The organism is Exiguobacterium sp. SH4S7 (genome assembly GCF_004336795.1).
In the GTDB taxonomy this organism is placed as follows: Bacteria; Bacillota; Bacilli; order Exiguobacteriales; family Exiguobacteriaceae; genus Exiguobacterium; species Exiguobacterium aurantiacum_A.
The window spans coordinates 196,752-218,626 of the sequence record NZ_SJUT01000004.1 but is presented as its reverse complement, the minus strand read 5'-3'; the positions used below and the strand labels follow the sequence as shown (position 1 = coordinate 218,626).

Annotated in this window: 21 protein-coding genes and 2 riboswitches; of the genes, 14 read left to right on the top strand and 7 right to left on the bottom strand. The window is 54.6% G+C overall.

From position 1 onward, the window contains the following. Positions 1–157 precede the first annotated feature (157 nt). Positions 158–1,135, bottom strand: coding sequence for a D-alanyl-D-alanine carboxypeptidase family protein (locus EVJ29_RS10115; RefSeq protein WP_131505073.1), 978 nt, complete (start codon positions 1,133–1,135; stop codon positions 158–160). Between the two features lie 202 nt (positions 1,136–1,337). On the opposite strand from EVJ29_RS10115, the gene EVJ29_RS10110 reads away from it, so the two are divergent. From EVJ29_RS10110 to EVJ29_RS15420, 6 genes are all read left to right on the top strand, one after another. Further along, a complete protein-coding gene (locus EVJ29_RS10110; protein WP_131505072.1) occupies positions 1,338–2,870 on the top strand; it encodes an FAD-dependent oxidoreductase in 1,533 nt (510 codons plus the stop codon). Positions 2,871–2,936: 66 nt separating this feature from the next. Beyond that, positions 2,937–4,403 (top strand): carboxypeptidase M32, encoded by a 1,467-nt coding sequence (locus EVJ29_RS10105; protein WP_131463540.1) that lies wholly within the window; start codon positions 2,937–2,939, stop codon positions 4,401–4,403. An 11-nt stretch (positions 4,404–4,414) separates the two neighbouring features. After that, positions 4,415–5,128, top strand: a complete 714-nt coding sequence (locus EVJ29_RS10100) for a glycerophosphodiester phosphodiesterase (RefSeq protein WP_131489717.1) — start codon at positions 4,415–4,417, stop codon at positions 5,126–5,128. A gap of 250 nt (positions 5,129–5,378) precedes the next feature. Continuing rightward, positions 5,379–6,176 (top strand): DUF4397 domain-containing protein, encoded by a 798-nt coding sequence (locus EVJ29_RS10095; protein ID WP_070327221.1) that lies wholly within the window; start codon positions 5,379–5,381, stop codon positions 6,174–6,176. 31 nt (positions 6,177–6,207) lie between these two features. Beyond that, entirely contained in the window at positions 6,208–6,762 is a 555-nt protein-coding gene (locus EVJ29_RS10090) for a class F sortase (protein WP_236633503.1), read from the top strand. Between the two features lie 215 nt (positions 6,763–6,977). Next, on the top strand, positions 6,978–7,157 hold the full coding sequence (locus EVJ29_RS15420) for a hypothetical protein (protein WP_131505070.1): 180 nt from the start codon (positions 6,978–6,980) through the stop codon (positions 7,155–7,157). Between the two features lie 88 nt (positions 7,158–7,245). Here the strand turns inward: EVJ29_RS15420 and EVJ29_RS10080 are convergent, their stop codons facing one another. Further along, a complete protein-coding gene (locus EVJ29_RS10080; RefSeq protein WP_071397555.1) occupies positions 7,246–7,683 on the bottom strand; it encodes a MarR family winged helix-turn-helix transcriptional regulator in 438 nt (145 codons plus the stop codon). An 89-nt stretch (positions 7,684–7,772) separates the two neighbouring features. After that, complete coding sequence (locus tag EVJ29_RS10075) at positions 7,773–8,816, bottom strand: GTP pyrophosphokinase (RefSeq protein ID WP_233589544.1); 1,044 nt, start codon at positions 8,814–8,816, stop codon at positions 7,773–7,775. A gap of 134 nt (positions 8,817–8,950) precedes the next feature. On the opposite strand from EVJ29_RS10075, the gene EVJ29_RS10070 reads away from it, so the two are divergent. Together EVJ29_RS10070 and EVJ29_RS10065 are read left to right on the top strand one after the other, a co-directional pair. Then, positions 8,951–9,178 carry a hypothetical protein gene (locus tag EVJ29_RS10070; protein WP_070327225.1) on the top strand — a complete coding sequence of 76 codons (228 nt, stop codon included), beginning with the start codon at positions 8,951–8,953 and terminating at the stop codon, positions 9,176–9,178. A 103-nt stretch (positions 9,179–9,281) separates the two neighbouring features. After that, complete coding sequence (locus tag EVJ29_RS10065) at positions 9,282–9,605, top strand: general stress protein (RefSeq protein WP_035386614.1); 324 nt, start codon at positions 9,282–9,284, stop codon at positions 9,603–9,605. A 51-nt stretch (positions 9,606–9,656) separates the two neighbouring features. Here EVJ29_RS10065 and EVJ29_RS10060 read toward each other — a convergent pair whose 3' ends face one another. Next, positions 9,657–10,694 (bottom strand): SDR family oxidoreductase, encoded by a 1,038-nt coding sequence (locus tag EVJ29_RS10060; RefSeq protein ID WP_070327226.1) that lies wholly within the window; start codon positions 10,692–10,694, stop codon positions 9,657–9,659. 306 nt (positions 10,695–11,000) lie between these two features. Here EVJ29_RS10060 and EVJ29_RS10055 point away from each other — a divergent pair, with 306 nt between their 5' ends. Then, positions 11,001–12,296: a glutamine synthetase family protein gene (locus EVJ29_RS10055; RefSeq protein ID WP_131440764.1), complete on the top strand. Its 1,296-nt coding sequence runs from the start codon at positions 11,001–11,003 to the stop codon at positions 12,294–12,296. A 52-nt stretch (positions 12,297–12,348) separates the two neighbouring features. Here the strand turns inward: EVJ29_RS10055 and EVJ29_RS10050 are convergent, their stop codons facing one another. The 3 genes from EVJ29_RS10050 to EVJ29_RS10040 form a co-directional block, all read right to left on the bottom strand. Then, positions 12,349–13,842 (bottom strand): peptide MFS transporter, encoded by a 1,494-nt coding sequence (locus EVJ29_RS10050; RefSeq protein WP_131489719.1) that lies wholly within the window; start codon positions 13,840–13,842, stop codon positions 12,349–12,351. Between the two features lie 142 nt (positions 13,843–13,984). Next, entirely contained in the window at positions 13,985–15,229 is a 1,245-nt protein-coding gene (locus EVJ29_RS10045; protein WP_131489720.1) for an MDR family MFS transporter, read from the bottom strand. Between the two features lie 258 nt (positions 15,230–15,487). Then, positions 15,488–16,588 (bottom strand): AI-2E family transporter, encoded by a 1,101-nt coding sequence (locus EVJ29_RS10040; protein ID WP_131463531.1) that lies wholly within the window; start codon positions 16,586–16,588, stop codon positions 15,488–15,490. A gap of 177 nt (positions 16,589–16,765) precedes the next feature. After that, a riboswitch (SAM riboswitch) is annotated at positions 16,766–16,866 on the top strand. Between the two features lie 76 nt (positions 16,867–16,942). Between EVJ29_RS10040 and EVJ29_RS10035 the strand changes: the two genes are divergently transcribed. The 5 genes from EVJ29_RS10035 to EVJ29_RS10015 all read left to right on the top strand — a co-directional run bounded on the left by EVJ29_RS10035 (position 16,943) and on the right by EVJ29_RS10015 (position 21,853). Then, positions 16,943–18,118, top strand: coding sequence for an aminotransferase class I/II-fold pyridoxal phosphate-dependent enzyme (locus tag EVJ29_RS10035; RefSeq protein WP_131505069.1), 1,176 nt, complete (start codon positions 16,943–16,945; stop codon positions 18,116–18,118). Further along, positions 18,115–19,131, top strand: coding sequence for an iron-containing alcohol dehydrogenase (locus EVJ29_RS10030; protein ID WP_131489721.1), 1,017 nt, complete (start codon positions 18,115–18,117; stop codon positions 19,129–19,131). The genes EVJ29_RS10035 and EVJ29_RS10030 overlap by 4 nt, the downstream gene beginning before the upstream one ends. 41 nt (positions 19,132–19,172) lie before the next feature. After that, positions 19,173–19,276, top strand: a riboswitch (SAM riboswitch). A gap of 77 nt (positions 19,277–19,353) precedes the next feature. After that, positions 19,354–20,175, top strand: a complete 822-nt coding sequence (locus tag EVJ29_RS10025; protein WP_131463527.1) for a MetQ/NlpA family ABC transporter substrate-binding protein — start codon at positions 19,354–19,356, stop codon at positions 20,173–20,175. 9 nt (positions 20,176–20,184) lie between these two features. Next, positions 20,185–21,219 (top strand): methionine ABC transporter ATP-binding protein, encoded by a 1,035-nt coding sequence (locus tag EVJ29_RS10020; RefSeq protein ID WP_131489722.1) that lies wholly within the window; start codon positions 20,185–20,187, stop codon positions 21,217–21,219. Next, positions 21,191–21,853 (top strand): methionine ABC transporter permease, encoded by a 663-nt coding sequence (locus tag EVJ29_RS10015; RefSeq protein WP_131489723.1) that lies wholly within the window; start codon positions 21,191–21,193, stop codon positions 21,851–21,853. The genes EVJ29_RS10020 and EVJ29_RS10015 overlap by 29 nt, the downstream gene beginning before the upstream one ends. The last annotated feature ends 22 nt before the right edge of the window (positions 21,854–21,875 follow it).

Below are 21,875 nucleotides of genomic sequence, written 5' to 3'. Positions count from 1 at the left end.
TCTTCCAGCATACGTAGTGCACTCAGTTTTTGTTCAATCGAATGCCGACTTCTCGCCATAAAAAAACACTCCCCAATAGATAAACAGATTTGTTATTTCATCTGTCTACCTATTGGGGAGCATATCAATCAGTTCAGGTCTTCGTCATATGTAACGTTCATTCAGCCTGACGTCCAAATGCGAGTTGTTCGACGAGCCGCATCGTCGGGAACGTCTGTCCGGAACGCGCCTGCATCGTCACGAGCGCGTACTGCTTGCCTTGATGCTCCATCAAGAACACCATCGTGTAGCCCGATTCGTCGGTATAGCCGGTCTTCGTCGCCTTGACGAGGTCCGAGTAGTGGATGCTGCGGCTGTTGATCGCCGACCCGAGGTGATACCACCACCGTCGCTTCATCAATCCATCTTTGTCTTCGAACTTCGCCTCGTACTCATACGTTCCGGCGATTTCGACGAGTTCGGGATACGTCCCGAACGCGTAAGTGATTTTAGCCATGTCGCGTGCCGTCGTATAGTGGTCCGGGTCCGAATAGCCGTGGGCATTTTTGAAGTTTGTTCCAGTCAAGCCTAGGACGCGGGACCGTTCATTCATCAGTTCAACGAATTCCGCCGTCGAGCCGCTCACATACTCCGCCAAGCTATTGGCGGCATCGTTGCCCGATTCGAGCAGTGTCGCGTAGAGCGCTTGCCGGACGGTTAGGCGGTCGCCGACAGCGAGATGGACGATGTGACTGTCCCAGGGGATGTCGAGCGTCGTCGCGTGCACTTCGACGACGGGGCGGTCCAGTTCGCCGGAGACCGCCGCTTTCTCATAGGCGAGCAATGCCGTCATCAGCTTGGTCGTACTGGCCGGGTATACACGCTCCTCCCCGTGTTTGTCCAACAAGACGACACCGTCCGTCAAATCAACGAACGTCATCGCCCCGACAAGAACCTGTTCCGGGTCGGCGGTCAAAGTGGAATCTTCTACCCATTCTTGGATCGGGATATCGGGGAAAGACGGTCCTTGTTTGACCGGTTCGGCCACCGGCGCCTTCGGATCAGGTTTCACCGGTGTTTCTTGCTTGAAGCCGATGAGTGCCGGAATGATCGCGATCATTCCGACGAGCATCAAGCCGACGGTCAAGCGTCTCATTATATAGGTGTGTCTACGATGTCTACGGGTACGTTTCACTTTGCAATCGCTCCTTCATAGTTTACTTTTCTACCATAATGGATGTCGGGCAATGAAATCGTCTTCAAAATCGAGAAACAGGTCAATATTTATCGAGTGATGAAACAGAAGGGAATGGGTATACACATAAGCAGACACGTTCATTCCTAAAGGAGGTATCATCATGCATCGCTATCCATTCACGAATTCATTGTGGCGACAACACGATCGCACCCTACAGTATCCACGACTCGAGAGCTCCGTTTCTTGTGACATCGTCGTCATCGGGGCAGGGATCGCCGGACTCGTCACCGCCTATGAGCTTCAAAACCGGGGCAAGCAGGTCGTCCTGCTCGAAGCGATGGAAGTCGGCCGCGGCACGACCGGGCACACGACGGCCAAATGTTCCGTCCAGCATGGCGCCATCTATTCGAAATTGATGCAGACGTTCAATGAAGAGACGGCACGTCTTTACTATGAGTTCAACGATGAGGCGCTCGACTATTTGAGACGTCAAGTCGAAACCGGATTTGACATCGATTACGAAGTGAAAGATTCATATCTTTATACGATCGACAGCTCGAGTCAGCTCGCCTCCGAGATCGAGGCGTATCAAAAAATCGGGTTGAATGGTGGGGATGCGACGAACGAGGTCAACGCAGTCTTTCCATTTCCGGTACAACAAGCAGCCGTCATCCGCGACCAAGCCCAGATTCATCCGGTGAAATATTTGAACGAACTGGCGCGTCGCTTTGTCGAAGCGGGCGGGAAGCTTTATGAGAAAACACGGGCGACGGAGATCAGCCAAAGTCCGCGTCCGATCGTCACGACATCGACCGGGCGCCGTGTCCAAGCCGATCAAGTCGTGGTCGCGACGCATTATCCGTTCAACGACATCCGTGGACTATACTTCTCGAAATTTGAGGTCGAACGGTCCTACATCGTCGCTTGCGAGACGAACGGTCCCGTGCCGGACGGCATGTATTTGAGCGTCGATTCGCCGAGTCGCTCGTTCCGGACGTTCGATGACGGCGATCGCTCGTACGTCCTCGTCGGGGGGGAGGGGCATCTGAGCGGTCACGTGACGGAGACGCGGACGCGCTACGACCGGTTGGAGCAGTTCGCGAATGAGGCGTTCCGCGCTAAAAAATCAAGTTTCCGTTGGTCGTCCCAAGACTTGATCACGTTGGACCATCTTCCTTACGTCGGTCAAATGTTCAGTCGTGAACCGGACATCTTCGTCGCTACCGGATTCGCCAAATGGGGGATGACGAACGGGATCGCATCCGGACTGTTGCTCGCCGACCTACTGACCGGTCACGAGAACCGGTTTACCGAACTGTTGGATCCGCTCCGTTCGAAGTTCAAACCGGCGGATGTCGGTCAGTTCTTGAAGACGAATATAGACACGGCTGCCCAATTCGTCAAAGGAACGCTCGAGAAGCCGGGCTCGCTCGACGACCTCCAACTCGACGAAGGTGGGGTCGTTCACGTCGATGGCAAGAAAGTCGGCGCTTATCGGGATCTCGATAACAACTGTCACCTCGTATCGACCCGTTGCACGCACATGGGTTGTGGCGTCAATTGGAACAACGCGGAGCGGTCTTGGGACTGTCCATGCCATGGATCGCGCTTTGACACGCAAGGAAACGTCCTTGAAGGTCCGGCGACGAAGCCGCTCCACTATGAGAAAAAAGCGGATGTGTCGAAAGAATAGGCATTTTTCGTCACATCGATTAAAGTAGAGAGGTAAGGAAACAACTGTCATAGGGGTGGGAATCAGATGGAAATTACAAAGCAATGGCGTGAACATTTCAAACAGTTACGTGCGTTCGATGAGGCGATCTCGCTACTATATTGGGACATGCGGACACAGATGCCGGAACAGTCGGCCCCGCTTCGTGCCGAGACGATCGGTTACTTGTCGACAGAGGCGTTCAAACGTCAGACGAGCGATTCGTTCGCGGAACTGCTCGCCGAGATGACAGCGACCGAAGAGTTGACACCGACCGAGGTCCGCTCGGTCGCCGTGGCGAAGACGCAATATGAACGGAACGCCAAAATCCCTCCGGCGGAGTATCAGGCCTACGTCACACTTGTCTCTGAAGCCGAGACGGCATGGGAAAAAGCGAAAGACAAGAACGATTGGGGCACATTCGCCCCGTATTTAGAAAAAATCGTCGCGTTCCAGCGTAAGTTCGCGGATTATTTCGGATATGAGACGCATCCGTACGATGCGTTGCTCTATGATTACGAACCGGGTATGACCGTCGAACAACTCGACGAATTGTTCCAGACGCTACGGGACGAGCTCGTCCCGTTGATCCGTCAGTTGAAGTCGAGCAAGCATGAACTCGACTGGTCGATGGAGGCGGCGGTGCAAGAACAGATCTGTCACGATTGGATGCGGGTCGTCGATTATGACTTGTCCCGCGGTCGTCTCGACGCGACCGTGCATCCGTTCGAGATCACGATCAACCGCCGCGACGTGCGGATCACGACGAAGTATGATGAGTCGGACTTCCGCAACGCCCTGTTCGGGACGATGCACGAGGCGGGCCACGCGACTTACGAGCAACAGATCGACGAGGCGCTCGATGAGGTCGGACTCGGAGGAGGCGCATCGATGGGTATCCACGAGTCACAGTCGCTCTTCTTTGAAAACTTCGTCGGGCGCAGCGAAGCATTTTTACGCAGCGTCTATCCACGGCTACAAGAACGGCATCCGGCGTTTCAAGATATCGACTTCGATACGTTCTACGCAGGCGTGAACGAGGCGAAGCCATCGCTCATCCGGATCGAGGCGGATGAACTGACGTATAGCCTCCATATCATCATTCGCTACGAGCTTGAGAAGGCACTCATCCAAGGTGATTTGACCGTCGCCGAGCTGCCGAACGCTTGGAACGAGAAATATCGAGAGTACTTAGGCGTCGAGGTGCCGAATGATGCGAAAGGCGTATTGCAAGACGTCCATTGGGCCGGCGGTTCATTCGGCTACTTCCCAAGCTATGCGCTCGGATTGATTTATGCGGCGCAGTTGACCGAGACGCTCAAATCGGAACGGTCCGACTTTGAGACGTTAGTGCATGAAGGCGAGTTCGGTCCGATCAAACAGTGGCTCGAGACGAACGTCCATCGCCACGGTAAGTCGCTCACCCCGAACGAGCTGATCAAGCAAGTGACCGGAGGCGATATCTCGGTCCGTCCGCTCGTCCGCTATTTGACGAAAAAATACGTCACCGAGTAAGGAGTCTTCCGATGAAGCTATTCGCGCACCGCGGGGTGATGAACCAGTTCCCGGAGAACACGATGGCGGCGTTTCGCGCAGCGCTCGCCGCCCATGCCGACGGGATTGAAACGGACGTCCATTTGACGAAAGACGGTCGCCTCGTCTTGATTCACGACGAGACGATCGATCGGACGACAGACGGGTCGGGCCGTATTGCCGAGATGACGTTGTCCGAGCTCGGACGATACAACGCCGGTGTCTTATTCGACCTCGAGGAGCGCATCCCGTCACTAGACGACCTGTTAAACTTAGTAAAAGGAACGGGCGTCTGTCTCAACCTTGAAGTGAAGACCGACATCGACCGGTACGAGGGGATCGAAGACCGGCTCGTCGAGACGCTGCGAGCCCATCGATTCCCGGCCGACCGCGTCCTGTTCTCTTCCTTCAATCATGAGACGCTCTACCGGTTGAAGCGGTTAGCACCCGAGTACGAGTCTGCCGCGCTCATCTCCCAACCGTTGTTCGACTTGGCCGGTTACTTGAACGAGCTCGGGGCGACAGGCGTGCATCCAAGTGTCCGAACGATGACCGATGACGAGATCAAGCTCATTCAACAGAACGGTGTCAAGGTCCGTCCGTACACGGTCAAGACGATCGAACAGCTGAAACGGTTCCAACTGCTCGGTGTCGATGCGATTTTCGTCAACGATATCGAGTGGGCTCGAGCACATTCAACCCCGTAACAGGTCGTTACGGGGTTTTTAAATTTATGGAAACGGGAAGGAAGACTATGTAAAGAAAACGGTAACAACCAAATGTGCCGACCGGCATATTCAAAGCACACCGTCATCTTTACGCCGTCGTCCTGTTGTCTTAAGTTTAAGATGTCACCAGCTACATAGCAATCAGATGTAGCACACTATGCAGCATCGCATCAAACTTGTCGTATGCAGTCGATCGGTCAACCCAAGGAAAAAAAGGAGGAAATTTCACATGAAGAAATTGATGTCTTTACTTGGTACACTTGCTCTAGCGTTCGCGTTCATCCTGCCAGTCAGTGCAGATGGACACGAGAACGCGATGGTCCGTGTGCTCCACGCTTCGCCTGACGCCCCTGCGGTGGACGTCTATGTCAACGGTGAAGTCGCAGTCGAAGGCGCGGAGTTCAAAGCGCTTACGGATTACTTGACACTACCGGCTGGTGACTACAACGTCGAAATCAAACCAGCAGGCGATACTGAGACAGTCGTCGTCGCAGCCGATCTTTCAATCGAAGCTGGTAAATTCTACACAGCGGCAGCGATCGGTCAACTTGCAAACATCGAGATCGCAGCGATGGAAGATGACGCCAACTTTGAAGATGGCAAATCGAAAGTCCGCGTCGCTCACTTCGCACCTGACGCACCTGCAGTCGATGTAGCTCCAAAAGGTGGAGACCCACTCTTCTCAAACCTCGAGTTCAAAGCAGTCAGTGACTACGGTACACTCGATGCTGGAACGTACGATCTTGAAGTTCGCCCAGCTGGCGCGACTGACGTCGTAAAAGCGCTTGACGGCGTCGCCCTCGAAGGCGGTAAAAACTATACGGCATTCGCAATCGGCCTTCTTGAAGGGGAACCTGCTTTCGAAGTACTCCTCGCAGCTGATGGTGGAGAAATGGCCGAAGCTCCTGAGACAGGTCAAGGCGGTCTCGCTCAGACAGCTTCAATGAACTGGTTGCTCGCAGCAGCAGTACTTGGCGCAGCAGCAGCTGGCTTCTACGTCTTTCGTCGTCAGAAACAAGACGCTTAAGCTACTTTTGATCGGAACGTTCTCGTTCCTCATGGTAGCACCAGTAGCGGATGCCCCGGACGCGGATGCGAAACTTTCAACTGTCGGATTCGCAGAACCGCTCGTGTTGGCCGCTACTGAAATCGATCGTCAGTCCTTTCACACCGAGACGTTCGTTCCAAAACGACTGAAGATCCCGTCTATTGAAGTCGATACTGTCATCCAACCGGTCGGTAAAGACCGATACGACCGGATGGACACACCGGCTGAAGCAGCCGAGGTCGGCTGGTATCGTTACGGGGCGAAAGCAGGAGCGAAAGGCAACGTCGTCTTATCCGGACATTTAGACGATTTACAAGGCCCGGCCATTTTCGCTAATCTTGATCAGATACGACTTGGAGAGCAGGTGACGCTCCAACGTAACAAGCAAGTGATCGAATATGAGGTCGTGTCAGTCGAACGGTACCGGGTCGAAGATGTTCCGCTCGCCTCGATTTTCGCGGCGACACAATCGGTTCGTCTTCAACTCATCACGTGTGCGGGTCCTTATGACCCAGAACATGGGTATCGAGACCGGATTGTCGTCACGGCGATTGTTAAGCAATAGCACAATTTTTCAACTCGGGATGAAAATCATCCCGAGTTTTTTGATATATTATAAACTGTCGGAAAATTGATTGAATAAATTGACGGGGGATTTAACAGAGCGTGCTAAAAAGAACACACATCGCAAATGTAGGACTGTTCATTATTTTTTGGTTAATCAGTTATGAGAGAGTTGGGACTGGCAGCGGCAGTTTCCTACTTGCGATCGGCATATATTTGACTTGGCAGTTCGTGTTAGGTCGTGACTCAGTGAAAGAGAAACGGGAACTGAGTAAGAAAATGAGAGAAATGCGTCTCCATAACGAGCAAGACTTGTTTTTTGAAGAGCACCCAAGATGGAATGAAAAGATGAGGGCGCGTGAACAGGCAGCCGATCAGACGCGGCTAGGTGAATGAATCTGATATCTAAAACAAGCAACAGGTCCCGATGATTCGGGACCTGTTGCTTGTTTTAAGTCGTATTCACTATAAAGTCTGGTTCGCCTTAGGCGTCCATGCGGTCGAGCAACTTCGAGAGAAGGACCAATTCTTCGTCTGAAAAATCGCCGAACACGTCCATCAAGTACTCGATTTTCATGTGTTCGAGCGTTTCGAACAAGACACGGCCTTCCTCTGTCGCTTGAAGTTCGACGACACGACGGTCGCGATCGCTGCGTTCGCGGGAGATCAAGCCTTTTTTCGTCAACTCATCAGCAAGGGCCGTGATCATCGAGGCCGAGAATTGAAACTCATTCGACAAAGCCGAGGCGATTTGTGGACTATTTTGACAGAGCGATCGGAGGATGAAGAATTCGTTACGCGTCAAGTATTGCGAAAACATCGAGCGGAGGTTCTTTTTCACTCCGCGGTAGTTCATGCGAATCCCACGCTCAGCGTCTGCGACGAGCTGGCGACGGGATGCCGTGTGTACAGGTGTTGTCATCCTCGAAAGTCCCTTCTATAAAAAATCATTATTTGCATATATTTCAGTACATAAAAACATTCTACAACAAAAACATGAAGTCTGTAAAGTTATGATGGCTCTTCGTGGATACGCAATTCTTGAATGATTTCGTCGTAATGCTTCAAGTCCGGATAAAACCGACGGAAGAAGAATTCGATCTGTTGATCATCGCCTTCCGCGAGCAGTTTGGCGAGAACGGCATAGACGACACCCATCCCTTGACGCGGCAGTAACGAGGACGGCAGTAGCGTCGCACATTGAACGGCTCGATTGAAGTAACGATCGAGCGTATCCCTCAAATCTTGAAACGTTCGGATCTCGGCATAATGGAACATGCGCGTCAGCTCGACGATGGTCGACAAGTCGGTCTCGAGCAACCAGTCGCTTTGGAAGATGGCGTTATCAAGCTTCTCGACGGTGACGTCGTTGGCGATATAGTAGTTCAAGTTATCGCGGGTGATCGTGACTTTCTCCGGTGACTCGACGATCCGTTCGACCGTCTCTTGTTCGAACGTGCGCAACTGTTTGCGAATATTGACGAACTCCGAGTCCGCGATCTCGAGCAGTCCGGCGACACGGCTGAAGCTGCGCTTGATCTCCGGTGGGACCGCGTTCGGATTCTTATAACCTAAATCGTGCTCGATCTCGGCCCAGGCGTGCTGGAGGATCGAGCGGACTTGGATCTCGGCCTCTTTCTCCTCAAAACGGCGATATTCACCGAGGGCGAGCCGTTTATCGCTCAATCCGACGACGTAATGGACGGACAGGTATCCGAACTCGTTCGGGTCGAGCAACGTCGACTTGTCGATCGACTGCTCGCGGTCGATTCGAAATTCTTCTTCAAGAATATGGGCGACGGCGCGGACGTCATCATGAAAATAAGTGACGATCCGGATCCCGGCCAAATCTTGGACGTCACGCAGCGACCGGTACTGGTACGGCTTGCGGGACAGTTTCGCATATAGGCTCTCGGCTTCTTTCGCTCGGGCGACGATCGAGTGGAACTGGATCCCGGCATCGTCCAACAGTTCGCTCAGCAGCGACTTCAGCTTGGCGGCGAACGCCTCATAGTCCTCTTTCTCATTCATATAGTCGAGCATGATTGTGTTCATATCCTGTCTCGGCATCTCAATCACTCCTTGTCTCATTGTTCTTATTATATCATCAATGAAAACTTGATAGCACGGCGGTACTTCCCGGTTGATATGATACAATACGTCAGAGAAAAAGGGGAAGGGAGAATGTTATGAAAGTGTCGCATACGTTCAAATCGCCTGAGCGCGAGAAACTTGAAATCGTTTCGGGCCTGTTGCAACAGGCCGGTTACAAAGTCTCGAAGCCCAGTTCGCAACCCGAACTGTTCCGGATAAAAGTCGGACGGGAAGGGGTGGAGACCGAAGCCGAGGAGCGGCAGCGCATCCAAGGGCTCGTCGACCACTTCGAGATCGAGTATTGGTCTTACACGATACATTGACCTCTTGTTAATAAAACGATTCGTCCAATCGGGTTTTATGACTCACTTTTCGGGAATAGTATATTATTCGATTTTAGAAAGCGAACGTTTAGGAGGATGAAAGATGTTAGAAACGAGAATTGTGCCAGATATGACTTCGGTCGACCATGAAGTGAACGGAATGGTGTCGGGCGGATGCGTCAATGAGAGCATTTACTTATTTGCCAAAGATGAAGAATTGACGATTCGACTCGCTGCCGAAGCGGGTGTGCAGCCTTACCGCATCACCGAGAAAGGCATGTGGGAATCACTCGTGTCAAAATTCACGAAAAACTCGGATGACCGTCTTGACCAGCTCGAGAGCCTCGGGCTGACGAAGCAGATGGTCGAATCACTTGAAAGTGAGATTCAGGACGGTAAAATCGTTCTCGTTTGCGACAAGAGTTGAGTAATCATTTTAAAACGGACCTGACAAATTTGTCAGGTCCGTTTTTTGATGTCACTTCGTATCGTAGTAGGCATCGACGATCCGGCGGAGCGACCGTTCATCCAAATCAAGCGGCTTATAGCCGGCATCGGCTAAAAGTTGCTTCGTATTTTGATCGTTGAAGACGATATTACGATTCAAATAAGGATTGAACACTTTCACCATCTCGTTGAACGTGTGCTCAACGTTGCTGAGCTTTGAGGATTGAGTCTCGGTGATCTTGAGATGCGGGAACGCGAGTGCCTGCTTCATATACTCGAGCATCGTCTCGTTCCGAGGCGGGGCATCGTTCGTCACGTTGTAAATCGTGTTCGGGCGGGCGTGCTCGATGGCGGCGAGCAACACGTCGGCCACGTAATCGACCGGGACGAGGTTAGACGTACCGGTCTCCGAGCCGAGCAGACGGATCGGTTCGGCCGGGGCACCTCGACGCTCGAGGCGGCGCTTGAACACCTCGAGGGCGCGCATGTAACCGTACATCGTGAACTTCGAGTCGGCTTCCCCGGTTTTCGAGTCGCCGACGATGATGGCCGGCCGGAAAATGGAGACGGCGAGGTCGTGTCGGGCCGCCCAGACTTCGCGTTCGGCATGGGCCTTGCTCTCCTCATACGGATTATGGAACGGCTGGTCCGTCGCATATAGCGTCTCATCCCCTGCTTCACGAGCCCCGAGCGTGTAGGCCGTGCTGACATGGAAGAAGCGGGGGCAGTGCAACGCCTTCGTTAAAGCGAGGGCCTGTCTCGTCCCCGTCAAGTTCGTATCGAACAGCTCCTCGCGCAATTCTTCGTCGAATTTGACGAGCGCCGCCATGTGGAGCACCAAATCGAATTGATCAACGTTTGATTGGATAAACGCCTCGTCCGCTCCAAGGAGCGGAGCCGTCAAATCACCGGCGAGCACGTCAATCGAACGAAGTTCACTCTTCGTAAACATCGCCGTCACTTTCTGTGGCGTTCGGGCCAAGACGCAAAGTCGATGTCCTCGGGCAATCAGTTCGCGGGCGAGCCGCCCTCCTAAAAATCCGGTCGCACCGGTCATAAATATATTCACAGCGTTCTTCCTCTCTGTTCAGTCTCTACCCATCATACCAAGCGTCACGAGAATGAGCCACTTCGAACTCAGATTTTTATAGCAGCATCAACGGTCTACGCGATCCGCCGCGAGTAAAACAAACGCGCGAGCAGGACCACGCTCTTCCTTCCCGAGGAGCGTGGTCATCGATGCCGAGCCGCCAAAATCGAAAGAATAGGGGTTTAACTTTTTAAAAAGTAGGTTATGACTTAAGGAGAAGCGTACGTATGGTACGTCATGACAGTGATGACCTGTCAAATAAATTAAGTGAGGTTTTTAAGAATCATGGCAAATCTATTCGGAACTGATAAGGACGGCAATAGGAAGAAGCAAGAAGAGATTGAAAAAACGGTCCAAGAGAAAGGGATTACACAAATCCACATGTATTTCTCTGACGTGATCGGAGACTTGAAGCTGTTGACTCTTTCTGCAAAGTTGTTGCCGGAAGTTTTTGAAGGGAAGACGATGTTCGACGGCTCGTCAATCGCCGGTTTTTCTTCTATCAAAAACTCAGACCTATTCTTGAGACCGGATTTAGATCGACCACGCTACGAACAAGACGGTGACGAGAGCATCCTCGCTTTCTTCTGTGACGTCTGTACACCAGACGGCGAACGTTACGAGTTCGACCCGCGCAACGTGTTGAAAGACGCGTTAGAGCGCGCTGCCCGTGACGGTTACTCCATCTTCGTAGGGGCCGAACCAGAATTCTTCATCTTTGACGAAAACGGCGAGTTTTATGACGAGGCCGGTTACTTCTCGACACGTTCAGAAGATAAAGGCTACGAAGTACGTCAACATATCGCCAACCGCTTGAGCGAGGTCGGATTCAACATCGAAGCGGTCCACCACGAGGTCGCACCGGCCCAACACGAGATCGGCATCAAGTACGACACCGCCTTGCACACGGCGGACAACATCCAGTTCTTCAAGGAAGTCGTCCAGCTCGCGGCACAGGAAAAAGGGGCTAAAGTATCGTTCTTGCCAAAACCGCTCCGTGACGTCAACGGTTCAGGGATGCACTTGAACATCTCGGTCTGGAACAACGACAAAGACGGCAACCCGGTCGATAACGCCTTTGAAGAGCCGGAGTCTGACTACGGTCTCTCGCACACGGCCCGCCACTTCATCGAAGGGATCTTGAAGCATGCCCGGGCGACGGCCATCTTCACGAACCCGCTCCCAGAATCATACGAGCGCCTCGTCCCAGGGTTCGAGGCACCGGTCAACATTTGTTGGAGCCCGTCGAACCGTAGCTCGATGATCCGCATCCCGGCTTCACGCGGCAGCGCGACACGCGTCGAGGTCCGTAACCCAGACCCGAGCGCGAACCCGTACTTGGCACTTGCGGCGCTCATCTACGCCGGTCTTGAAGGGATCGAGCATAAGATCGAGCCGTCGGCACCGAACGAGGACGACTTGTTCGAGTACTCGGCGAAACAGATCGAGAGCCAAGGCATCTCGTCGCTCCCGGCGACGTTCCATGAGTCGATCCAAGCATTGAAGCAAGACCGTTTCCACGACTACTTCAACCACGACATGATCGATCGTTACTTGTCGCTCATCCAAGTCCGTAAGTAATCCGATAAATAAAAAACGCCATTCCTCGCGCGAGGAATGGCGTTTTTTTGACTTAATGGATACCGCGCATATACTTTTTAATGACCGGGGCCAGCGCGAACAAGATCATGCTGAGCACGATCGCTACTCCGCCGATGATCCCGAAGTAGAGCATCTCGTTCTCTGGCGAGTAGAACCGGACGAGCTGGGCGTTGATCCCTTGTGCCGCCGCGTTCGACAAGAACCAAAGCGACATCGTTTGGGCCGAGAAGGCGGCCGGGGCGAGTTTCGTCGTCGCCGACAGACCGACCGGAGACAGACTGAGCTCACCGAGGACGATGATGAAGTAACTGAGGACGAGCCAGAGCGGATTGACGAGCGTGTCCGGTCCACCGAAGTAGGCCGGCAGCAAGATCACGAGGAAGCTCAAACCGGCGAACAAGATCCCGAAAGCGAACTTCGTCGGGATGCTCGGCTCACGATCACCGAGCCGCACCCATAACCAGGCGAACACAGGGGCGAGCAGGATGATGAACAACGGATTCAGTGATTGGAACCAGGCCGGCGACAGCGTGAACCCTAAAAATTCAAGATCGGTCCGCTTATCGGCATAGCTTGCCAAAATCGTCGCGCCCTGTTCTTGAATCGCCCAGAACATGACCGAGGCGATGAAGAGCGGGATGTAGGCGATGATGCGTGACCGCTCGACTTCTGTCGTTTTCGGGCTCCGGTACATGACGATGAAGTAGATCGTCGGGATGAAGATCCCGAACACACCGACGAGACCGATGAACGTGTTGATCGTGAACAAGCCTTGTGGGATCAGGATGGCCAGTAATCCTCCGATGAGGATGACGGCCAATGTCGTGTACTTGATCGCATTCTTCTTTTCAGACGCCGTCAACGGGTTCGGCACGTAAGACCCGGCGAGGCCGAGGTTGCCTTTTTTCGTGAGGACGAAGACGACGAGACCGATGAACATCCCGACCGCGGCGAGAGCGAAGCCCCAATGGAAGCCGTAGCTCTTTTGGACGCCGCCGACGATCAACGGCGAGATGAAGGCCCCGAGGTTGATCCCCATGTAGAAGATACTGAACCCGGCGTCACGGCGACGGTCCGTCTCGTGATACAGGTCACCGACGATACTCGACACGTTCGGCTTCAACAGTCCGGTCCCGATGACGATGAGACCCATCGAGATGAACAAGAACGTGAGGCTGCCCGGGATCGACAAGACGATATGACCGAGCATGATGAACACACCACCAAAAAATACGGCCCGGGACGTCCCGAAGACGCGGTCGGCGAGCCATCCCCCGATGACTCCTGACATGTAGACGAGCGCGCCGTACACGGACATGATCGACAGGGCGACGTTCTGGTCGAGACCGAGACCGCCTTCCGATACCTCGTAATACATGTAGAAGACGAGGATGGCCCGCATGCCGTAGTACGAGAAACGCTCCCAAAATTCAGTGAAGAACAACGTGAACAAGCCTTTCGGCTGTCCGAAAAATCCTTTTTGTGGCACACTGTCCACAATTTTCTGTTTATCGATCCTTTCCATGAAAGATCCCTCCTTGACCGTATTATCATAAGAAGAATCATTATGTTTGTAAAGGAAAAATGAAAGTGAAGTTCAAATTTTAACAGATTTGAAACGAAACAAAAATCCACCTAAACCAAGTTGTTTTAGGTGGATTGAACAATTAAGCGGTCTTTTGCCTGGCTTCTTCAGCGCTAACATATCTCCCGAGACGCCAATAGATGAGACCCGACAAACAACTTGCCGCCCCGACAAGGATGAGGGCGATGTGCCCGGCGCGTTGGTCGAGGAACAGGCTGGCCATGAGCGGTGCGGTCACGCCGCCGATCAACCATTGGATGCTGGCGGCCCCGTTATAGGCACCGCGCATGTTCTCGGGGGCGATCATGGCGATGAACGTCTGTTGGACGGGCGACATGATCATCTCGCCGAGCGTATAGAACGCGTATACGGCGAGCAGGATACCGACGAGGACGAGGTACGGGGTACCGAGCGTATAGAGGAGCCGCGGCACGACCGCAATCAACATCATCCCGATCCCGAAAATCGTCGCCCCGACCAGCATGACGTTGCCGAACGGTTTGCGCCCGAGTTTTGAGGCGATCGGGAATTGGAACAAGACGACCATGATGCCGTTCAAGGCGAGCAGATAGGCGAACGGGTTCTCGCGGTCGGTGAACGACGGCATCGACTCTTTCAAGAACAGCGGCAACATGCTCTCGATCAGCGAGAAGCCCATCGAGATGAAGACGCCGGCGAAGATGAAGACGAGAAAGACTTTGTCGTTGTAAAAGACGCGTAAGACGTCACGGTTCGACGGTGTCTCCGCTTCGGTCGTCTCTGGGAGCGACTCGCGGATGAAACGTCCGAGAACGAGCGCGTACAAGGCGAAGACGAACGCTGCCGTGAAGAAGATGTACTGTCGGTCGATGAACAAGACGGCACTGCCGAGCAGGGGACCGAACGCCGCCCCGATATTATGCCCCATCCGTAAGAGACCGAACGCCTCGTTCATCTGTTCCGGCTCGGTCACGTCGGCGACCATCGCGCTCGCTGCCGGGTGGAACAGCGAGTTCGTCAAACCGAGCATGGCGTTCAAAAGGAGCAGCGGCCAAAACGTTTCCGCGAAAGCGAAACCGATGAGCGCGACCGCATCACCGAGGATGGCGGTCATCATGACCGGTTTTCGACCGTATAAGTCGGCGAGACGTCCGCCGACGACCGAGCCGATGAGCGCCATGATCGGTCCGGTCGCTAAGATGACGCCGACTTGGACGTAGCTGTCGAGCTTGTCGCTGTAATAGAGGACGAGGAACGGGGCGATCATGAACATCATGACACCGGTGATCGTCTCGCCGAGGAAGCGAATCCAAATGTTACGGTCGAGCCGTTTGAGTGATTGAATCATGCGTTTCACCTGCTTCTACAAAATAAAAGGGACGAAGGATGCACGGAGGCATACTCGTCCCTACTTGCTTATGCACGCCTCGGAAGACAGGCGGGTGACTTCAGTTCATGAAACGGAAGACCCCGACCTGTCAGTATGAAATTGGATACGATGTGGCTGCGTCATGACTGACATGGCGGGTCCTCCTTTCTGAAAGTTTACTCTTCGTTTCAACTGTATGACAGATTCTTGAAATGTGTCAACATATTTTGACTTGCGTCATAACAGTTCATTTAAATTCTTGCGGGTGAGCCGATAATCGATCAACCGGGACAAGACGACTTGAATCATCGCGGTCACGGGTACGCTGATGAACATCCCGACGAGGCCGAACAGGCTCCCCCCGATGATGATCGATGTGATGACCCAGAACGGGGTGATCCCGACGCTGTCGCCGAGAATTTTCGGGCCGAGCCAAAGTCCGTCGAACTGTTGCAGCAAGAAGATGAACAACAAGACGAGCAGGGCCGTGAACGGGTCGTAGAAGTAGGTGATGATGAACGCCGGGATCATCCCTAAGAGCGGCCCGACGTATGGGATGAAGTTCAGCACCCCGATGATGACACCGAGCAAGAGCGCGTACGGCGCGCCGATGATCAAGAGCCCGATGACGGCCATCACGCCGATGATGAGACAGTCGAGCGACTTTCCGATGATGTAGCGTTTAAAGATATAGTCCATCTCTTGGAAGATGTCGATCGTCGTCTTCGCCGAGGCGACCGGGAACATCGCGTACAGTAGACGCTTGAACATCCGGGCGAACACTTCCTTGTCTTTCAACAAGTAGATCGAGATGACGATCCCGATCAACAAGTTGATCAACGTCATCGTGAAGCTCGACACGTAACCGACCGAAGACACGACGGCCGTCTCGACCCATCCGGAATACCGTTCCTCGAACCGGTTAAAATCGATCGCTTGGGCGATCGTCGCATTATACTCCTCGACATACGTTTTCAGCTGCCCGAGAAAGCCATCGATTTGGCGAATATAAAACGGGAGCTCCTCGATGAGAGACGCGACGCTCGAATAGATGCGAGGGAACAGCGTCACCGCTGACACGACAAGGATCCCGATGAACGTGACGTAGACGATCAACAAGCCTTGGTAGCGCTTCAAGTGGAACCGCTCTTCTATATAGGATAGGACGGTGTTGAGGAGCAGCGCGATGGCGATCCCCATGATGATCGGCGTCAACAGCTGAAACGCATACTGCATGACCCGAGAGATCGTGTCCGGCTCGCTGATGACTTTCCATAGGACGAGCAGAATCAGCCCGATCACGCTTAACTTCCATATCAATTGACGGTTTAGTTCCAATGGTCTATCCCCTCATGCTGTAAATTTTGCAGAATAACGTTCACCTTTTACTATGAACGTTTTTTTACCGGGATTCAATAGCGGTAAGGAATTTTTGAAATAAGGATTGACAAGGTTGGTAACGTTTGGTTTACTAAATGACATATTACAGAAATTATCAATTGCATATAAAAACACTTTCTATCAAGAGAAGCGGAGGGACTGGCCCGATGAAGCTTCAGCAACAGATTGTTTCAATACTGTGCTAATTCCAGCAAGGTGACCTTGAGAGATGGAAAGGTGGTTGTTTGAATACGTCCGTATCTCGACACCCCTTTCCTCGGAAAGGGGTGTTTTTGCATAGGAGGACTATTCATGACAGACAGACGCTCGAAGTTACTTAAAACGTTACCACCCCAGCATTTCGTCGGACTCGCCGCTGAAGTCGCCGCACTCGAGCGTTCAGGCCGCGAGGTCATCCGGCTTGGCCAAGGAACGCCCGACTTGCCGACACCGGCCCCGATCTGTGAGGCGTTGCAGACGGCCCTGCTCGACCCGGCGACACACCAATACGGACCGTTCCGGGGACAGACGCGCCTGAAGCAAGCGGTCGCGACGTTCTACCAGACCGAATACGGCGTCGCGCTCGATGCCGAGACCGAAGTGGCCATCTTGATCGGCAGCAAGTCGGGACTCATCACGCTCCCGCAATGTGTGCTCGAGCCAGGTGACGGCATGTTGCTCCCGAACCCGGGCTACCCGGACTACATCTCGGGGGCGCGTCTCGCCGGTGCGGTCGTCCACGACCTCGTCCTCCGGGAAGAGAACGGCTATCTTCCTGATTACGAGACGCTCGATCCGCAGGGAGCGCGACTCATGTATTTGAACTACCCGAGCAATCCGACCGGCGCCGTCGCGTCGCCCGCGTTCTTTGACGACACGGTCCGGTTCGCGAATAAGCATGACCTCATGGTCGTCCACGACTTCGCGTACGGCAGCATCGGTTTCGACGGGCACGTCCCGCCGAGCTTCCTGCAGACGCCGGGTGCGAAAGACATCGGCATCGAGGTGTATACGATGTCGAAGGCGTTCAACATGTCCGGCTGGCGGGTCGCTTTCGCCGTCGGCAACCGCGACATCATCGAGGCGATCAACACGTATCAAGACCACGTCCATGTGAGTGTGTTCTCGGCCATCCAAGAGGCGGCCATCGCCGCGCTCGAGTCGCCACGTTCGCTCCGGGACGACTTGTCACGGTTGTATGAGGCCCGCCGCGACCGGCTCGTCGACGGGTTACGTCAGGCCGGATGGGACATCACGGCCCCGAGTGGCTCGTTCTTCGTCTGGGCGAAAGTGCCGGACGGGGACGCAAAATCGTTCTCGCATAAGCTGCTCCACGAGGCAGGGGTCGCCGTGACGCCGGGCTATTTCTTCGGCTCAGAAGGCGAGCGGTACGTCCGGTTCGGGCTCGTCTCCGCCGAGCCGAAGATCGACGAGGCCGTCGAGCGGATCGAGAAACTGTTCGCGACGTATGAAGAGGTCCGGGCATGATCCGCCAAGCCGTGCTCGAGTACGACCATGCGGATGACGGGCTCGAGCGGCTCGATGAATTGATCGCTGGCCGTCGTGCTCACGTGCTGCGCGGGCAGAACGGTTTTGACGTCGTCAAGCGTGTCCTGCCAGCGATCACTGCCTATCCGACATCGCTGTTCCGTGGCGAATGCACGGACGCCGAGGTCGAACGGCTCCGTTTGAAGGATGCGGACGTCCTCCTTGCCGTCGGTGGGGGCAAGCTCGTCGACACGGCGAAACTCGTCGCTTACCGGCAAGGTGTCCCGCTGATCGTCATCCCGACGCTCGCCTCGAACTGTGCCGCCTTCACACCGCTCAGCGTCATCTATGACGAGCACGGCACCTATGACCGCTACGACGTGTTTCGCGTCGTCATCGAGCGGGTCATCGTCGACGCAAGGGTCGTGACCGACTCGCCGTACGACTACTTCCGGGCCGGCGTCATCGACACGGTCGCCAAGTTTTACGAGGCCCGCTATTTGAGCGGCGACAGTTCGCCTGATGCCGGCGTCAATACCGGTCTCGCCTTGGCCGAGCAATGCGGCCGGCTCGTCGAACTCGACTTGAGTGAGTCCAGTTTCACCGCGTATGGGCCAGAGACCCGGTTCGCGGTCGATCACATCCTTGCCGTCGGCGGTGCCGTCGGTGGTTTCGGGGACGCCGGGACACGCGTTGCCGTCGCCCACGCTGTCCACAACGCGCTCAGCCGCTTCGAGTCGACCCATCCGTTCTTACATGGCGACAAGGTCGGCTTCGGCCTCCTTGTCCAAGAACGGTTGCGTGGCTCGTCTGACGCCCCATATTTAGAGGCGTGGCTCGCCAGGATCGGCGCGCCGACGTCACTTGAGACGCTCGGACTCGTGCCGGCCGACATCCCGCAACTGGTCGAGGCGGTCCGGGTCGAGACCGAATTGCAACGTTCACCCGTCCCGCTCGATATTGACTATTTGAAAATAATTTTTGAAAATTTAGTATTTTCTGTTTACAAATAAAAGAATTAAAAGTAAGATGATAACAATTAAATAAGACCGATAGCTTATCAAGAGTGGTGGAGGGACTGGCCCTATGAAACCCGGCAACCAGATCGTAATGATCATGGTGCTAATTCCAACAGACGAAACGTCTGGGAGATGAGCGTGTCCGACTGTCTTTGACTTGTCGTGCCCGCCACTCTTTATGAGTAGCGGGCTTTTATTTTGGAGGAGGAATCATTCATGAACATCAAACAGAAAACAGTACTCGCAGGAACATCTCTACTCGCGGCCATCGCCTTGTCGGCGTGCGGCCAATCGGACGCGAGCGAAGCGCTCAGCACAGAAGCCCTCACGATCGGCGTGACAGGCGGACCGCACCAGCAGATCGCCGAGAAAGTAAAAGAACTCGCGGCCGAGGATGGCCTCGAGCTCGACATCAAGGTGTTCAACGACTACAACACGCCGAACACCGCACTCGACGAAGGCAGTCTCGACGTGAACAGTTACCAGACGCTGTCGTTCCTCGAGCTACAGAAGGCGGACAAAGGCTATAAGATCGACGACGTGTTCAAGACGGTCGCTTTCCCGATGGGGCTCTATTCGGACAAGCTGACGGACATCAAGGAGTTGAAGGAGGGCGATAAAGTCGCCGTCCCGAACGACCCGGCGAACGAACTTCGGGCGCTGCGCCTGTATGAGACGGCCGGACTCATCACCTTGAAAGAAGGATTGACGGACAAGGCGACGAAACGTGACATCGCCGAGAACCCGCTCAACCTCGAATTCATCGAGCTCGAGGCGTCACAACTCCCGACCCAGCTCCCGGAAGTCGCGCTCGCGGCCATCAACACGAACTTCGCGATGGGTGCCGGCCTATCGATCAATGAGGACGCCTTGTTCCATGAAGACACGGTCGACAACCCGTACCCGAACTACGTCGTCGTCCGTACCGACAACAAAGACGATGAAGTCGTCGAGACACTCAAATCTTACTACCACTCGGACGAGGTCCGGACGTTCATCGAAGAGACGTTCGACGGCTCGATCGTCCCGGCGTTTTAAGGAGGCACTATGATCGCACTCAAACAGATCTCAAAAACGTTCACGGTAAACAAAGGGACCGTCACTGCGCTCGACGATGTCTCGCTGACGATTGAAAAGGGTGAGATCTTCGGCATCATCGGTCGGAGCGGCGCCGGCAAGAGCACGCTCATCCGCATGATCAATCTGCTCGAACGGCCGACGTCAGGTCAAGTCGAGATCGAAGGGCAAGACATCACGACGCTCGACAAAAAAGGGTTATCAAAGCTCCGTCACCGCATCGGGATGATCTTCCAGCACTATAACCTGCTGAAGACTGCGACCGTCGAAGACAACGTCGCCATCCCGCTCCGCCTAGAAGGACTCGATAAACGCTCGATCAGCGAGCGGGTCGACAAGTATCTCGATATCGTCGGACTGACCGATCACCGTAAACATTACCCGGAGCAACTCTCCGGCGGCCAGAAACAGCGCGTCGCCATCGCTCGGGCCTTGGCCCACGAGCCGGACATCCTGCTCAGTGACGAGGCGACGAGCGCGCTCGACCCGGAGACGACCGAGTCGATCCTCGATCTGTTGCTCGAGATCAACCGCGAGCTCGGGCTGACGATCTTCTTGATCACCCATGAGATGGAAGTCATCGAGCGCATCTGTGACCGGGTCGCCGTCATCGACGCCGGCAAGATCGTCGAGGAAGGGGACGTCCTCGACGTCTTCTCGGACCCGAAACATCCGACGACGCGCCGCTTCTTGAAAGCGAACCTCGACGTGCCGAAAGAAGTCGTCGACGTGTTGAGCTCGCACGGGACGCTCGTCAACTTGTCGTTCATCGGTCACCAGACCGAACAGGCCGTCCTCGCCGAGTTGACGAAACGGTTCGGCCTGCTGCCGAACATCATCGGGGGCGGGATCAAAAAGCTGAAAGGCGGTCTCGTCGGCAACTTGCTCGTCCATCTCGACGGGGACCAGGCACAGACCGACCAAGCCGTCCGCTACCTTGAAGCGAGCGGCGTCAAAGTGAAGGAGGTGACGAACCATGCTGCAGTTTTGGGGAAATTGGGGTGACTTGATTTGGACGGGCACGATCCAGACGCTGACGATGACCGGCATCGCGCTCGTCATCTCGACACTGATCGGCTTGCCGCTCGGGACGCTCCTCGTCTTGACGCGGCCGAATGGACGGCTCGCGAACCGTTACTTTTACGGGGCATTGTCGAGCGTGATCAACGTCGTCCGCTCGATCCCGTTCATCATTCTGCTATTCTTCATCTTGCCGTTCACCCGTTTCATCATGGGGACGACGATCGGCGTCCAAGGCGTGCTGTTGCCGCTCATCGTCTTCACGGCGCCATACATCGCCCGTTTGATGGAGTCGGCACTGCTCGAAGTCGATCGCGGCGTCGTCGAGGCGTACGAGGCGATGGGCATCTCGACGCGTAAGATCATCTGGTACGTATTGATCCGTGAGGCGCGGTCGTCGATCGTGCTCGGTCTGACGATCGCGACGATCGGTCTGATCGGTGCGACGGCGATGGCGGGTCTCGTCGGTGCGGGTGGACTCGGCGATATCGCCTATCAGTACGGGCATCTCCGGTTCGAGCCGGGAGTCATGTACGTGACGATCTTCGTCTTGATCCTGCTCGTGCAGTCGATCCAATCATTCGGCAACCGCTTGGCGGCCCGTCTAAAGAAAGCCTGACAAAAGAGCGTCGCAAAATTTG